The organism is Mycolicibacterium brisbanense (assembly GCF_001570425.1).
Classification (GTDB): Bacteria; Actinomycetota; Actinomycetes; order Mycobacteriales; family Mycobacteriaceae; genus Mycobacterium; species Mycobacterium brisbanense.
This window is the reverse complement of record NZ_BCSX01000012.1, coordinates 1-3,133: the sequence shown is the minus strand read 5'-3', so window position 1 is coordinate 3,133 and position 3,133 is coordinate 1. Positions and strand designations below refer to the sequence as shown.

Sequence of the window (3,133 nt, the reverse complement as noted above, 5' to 3'; positions counted from 1 at the left end):
CCTGCAGGTGCACCCACACCCCGGTGGCCTGCGAGATCAACTGAATCCAGATCCAACAAACCCGACTCTAAAACCGGGTGGACTCAGAAACGGGGACTCGCCAATAGTCCTTGAACGTGTAGCCGAGCAGCAAGGATTCACTAGGCGGACCCATGGATTCGGGCTCACCGTACTCGCTGGCTTCCTCGTACTCGCTTTCGATCAGCGCTTGCGGCACCGCGTCGGCGCTGCTGGTGTGCCAGTAGGAAAGTAGGTCGACAACCGCGCTGCGGTGAGCGTTCCACTGTCCAAGTACCTGTTGCATCTCTTCCCAGATGACATTCAGGTCAACCTGGTCGGCGGTCTGGGTTACCCGGGGAACAATGTCCCCTTCGGACAGAATGCCGCCTTCAGCGCCGAAGGGCATTAGGCCGGATGTTGCCAGCCAGTCAAGGTAGGGCGAATTCGGGCGGGGAGCCGTGTACGTGGTCATCTATGTCTCCATACAAGCTTTGCGAGTTAGGACCGTTACGCCGAGAACGGGAAGGCTCGTTACGATTTTGGTAACCAACCCGTTCTCGACAACGGCGGTACTTGCTGCCTGTGCTGCAATGCAGCCGCGGCCAGTTGACCTGAGGAGACTTACACGGCTGACCGATGCCCGTGAAACACCTTATACCGCATCATTGTTGGCGGCGCTGCACTCAGCGCGGGTCGCGACAAGTGCCTGCCCGTGAGCTAGCGTGAGTTCAGGCAGGCCTGCCAGGCAGGCGTTTCGGAAACCACTGTCAGAGAGCGCAATACAGCCATGAGTAGAGCCGCGACGTTCACGAAGTACCTCGACCTGCAAGAGGCGGTGAGATACCTACATTCTCTCGGATTCACAACGGCTACAACCGATACGGTGAGGCACCACGCCTATCACACCGGAAAGCTCCCCAAACCGAAGATTGTGGGACGTAGAGCCCATTGGAGCCGCGAACAACTCGACGCATTGGTTGAGGCACTGTGATCATCACCAGCGTGACGTACCTGGAGAACGGCGAACGAACTGTCACAGTTGCCTGTTCGGACTGCGGCGGCACACACGTGCTGCCCTGGCCTTACAACGGCAGTGAGACGGTGGAATCCATGCTGCCATGCGGCATGCACCTGACGATTGCAGTCCCGCTATGGTGCCGAAACCCTAGACGCAGTAGAACACTGTTCGTCCATGATGCGACCGCTCCACACGATGTGGTCAGTCCCGACCTGCTAAACGACAACGCAATTGATGACCCCGTGTCCAACTGGACTGAGTGACATTGTGAACCGGTTTGTCCGGTGAACTGGAAAGGACTGAGTACCTATGCCTTACGACGAAGACGCCGACTTTGATGATCAGTTCGAGGATGAAGACCTGAACCAGCGTTTGGCAGCAGCCATGGCGGGAGGGGCACAGGCCAGCGGCATACCGTGGCAGCCGTTCACCGACGTGCAGAAGAGAGAGGGCGCGGCCTACGCCGCTGCTATGGCCTCAGTGTCGGCATTCGAGCTGTGTGGGATTCTCGACAAAGAAGGCAACTACGACAAGTTGTCTGCGTATGACACCTGCGATCAGAGCAACCCGGCCACCGGGGAACTTGTGCCACAGGGCGACGTCATCGTGCAGATGATGGCCGCACAACGGTTGCAGCAGTGGCACGATGCTTGCCGGCAAGAGGACGAGAGGCTAGTCAACATCTCCCTAGCACCCCACTACGACCAAACCGACCCGCTAACGGCCACACGGCTTTACGTCTTGACGAGCCGCAGTCGGCACGCGTGGGCGTTGGAGACGCCGTACGACTGGAAGGGGCATCTTCTGGCAACGCTGTGCAGTGTGTTCAAGTGTGATGCCCACCTGTTGCACCGCTGCTATGACCACCAGGCAACCCCGGCCTTGAACACCCTTGTCTACAAACGCGGGGAGTTTGTGTTCGGCTGGAAGATCTGCAACGAATGCATTGACGCCTTGAGCTGGATAGGTTTTGGACACCCCGACTACGCGGGTCCGCTGTACATGTGGCGCGACAAAGGCGAGCGGCCTGCGCTGCCGGAGTTCTAACCCTCCCAAGTGTACGAGATACAGCGTGTACTGGAGCTGCACCAGCAAGGGCATTGCTCCGCGTCTATCGCCGTACGACTAGGCGTGCCTACGGAATACGTGCGGGAGGTGGTCGAACGGTACGAGGCTAAGCTGGCTATACAGCACGCCAAGTGGCTGGTCACACCTGAGGGGCAGGCCGCCGTCAAGGCGCAGCGTATGGCAGCCGCTAAAGCCAAACGTGCCGAAGCTCTACGGATGCTTGCCGAGCTCGAATCTGGTGGTGTTTAGCGTCCCTCCTCCCGCCCAGGCTGCTCACACAACTTGCCAGGATGCCCCGCCTGCCCGCCTGATCACGCGTGTGGCGGCCGAACTCGCCGCGCCGGTGCCCATGGCCGCACGTGACCCTCAAGACGTGACACCGCCTGCCCTCTACCAGTACCAACTTTTCCTACAGCCGCTGTAGTGCCCTCTTGCCCCGTTGGAGCGGGTCTGCCAAAGACGGCACCGTAGAAAAATCTAGGGCAAAGTTACCCGTTACAGCCGCTATTGGATCGAATTTCGGTCTAGCAGCGGCTGAATTGCGTTGTGGGGAAATAGATTTCGTCGATTCGGAACGAGCGGGACGGGACGCGGTCGGCTACGCTCAAGTTCGCAGGCGGCAAACGCGTCACACCGAATGCCGTTGATACTCTTAGAGAAAGGACCACTCATGGGTTACGTTGCCCCTTTGGATGCAGTGGAGTTCAGCACTAACCAGGTACACCGCTTCATCACTGAGGACTGCCATTTCCCGGTGACCATCACCAAGGTAGAACTGGCTGCCGCTACCGGAGAGCTCAAGAGCGTGCGGGCTACCCGCCACAACCGGTACTCGCGACGCATGGCTCTGGAATGGCTGGAAAGCCTAGGCGTACATATCGACTGGGAAGTGGCCGCGGCCGAAGCCGAGCGCGAAGTACTCGGAACGGTTGCAGCGCAGTTGGCGAGTCCCCGTTTCTGAGTCCACCCGGTTTTAGAGTCGGGTTTGTTGGATCTGGATTCAGTTGATCTCGCAGGCCACCGGGGTGTGGGTGCACCTGCAGGCCG

General features: G+C 59.2%; 3 protein-coding genes. 2 read left to right on the top strand and 1 reads right to left on the bottom strand.

The window, feature by feature from the left end; genetic code table 11:
* Positions 1-67 precede the first annotated feature (67 nt).
* Positions 68-472: a hypothetical protein gene (locus RMCB_RS35975; RefSeq protein WP_165606254.1), complete on the bottom strand. Its 405-nt coding sequence runs from the start codon at positions 470-472 to the stop codon at positions 68-70.
* Between the two features lie 855 nt (positions 473-1,327).
* Here RMCB_RS35975 and RMCB_RS05210 point away from each other — a divergent pair.
* Together RMCB_RS05210 and RMCB_RS35970 are read left to right on the top strand one after the other, a co-directional pair.
* Positions 1,328-2,065, top strand: coding sequence for a hypothetical protein (locus RMCB_RS05210; protein ID WP_062827942.1), 738 nt, complete (start codon positions 1,328-1,330; stop codon positions 2,063-2,065).
* Between the two features lie 691 nt (positions 2,066-2,756).
* On the top strand, positions 2,757-3,047 hold the full coding sequence (locus RMCB_RS35970) for a hypothetical protein (protein WP_062827940.1): 291 nt from the start codon (positions 2,757-2,759) through the stop codon (positions 3,045-3,047).
* Positions 3,048-3,133: the final 86 nt, after the last annotated feature.

Coding starts and splice junctions, on each gene's coding strand:
- RMCB_RS35975 (WP_165606254.1), bottom strand. CDS start 472: ATGACCACGTACACGGCTCCCCGCCCGAATTCGCCCTACCTTGACTGG.
- RMCB_RS05210 (WP_062827942.1), top strand. CDS start 1,328: ATGCCTTACGACGAAGACGCCGACTTTGATGATCAGTTCGAGGATGAA.
- RMCB_RS35970 (WP_062827940.1), top strand. CDS start 2,757: ATGGGTTACGTTGCCCCTTTGGATGCAGTGGAGTTCAGCACTAACCAG.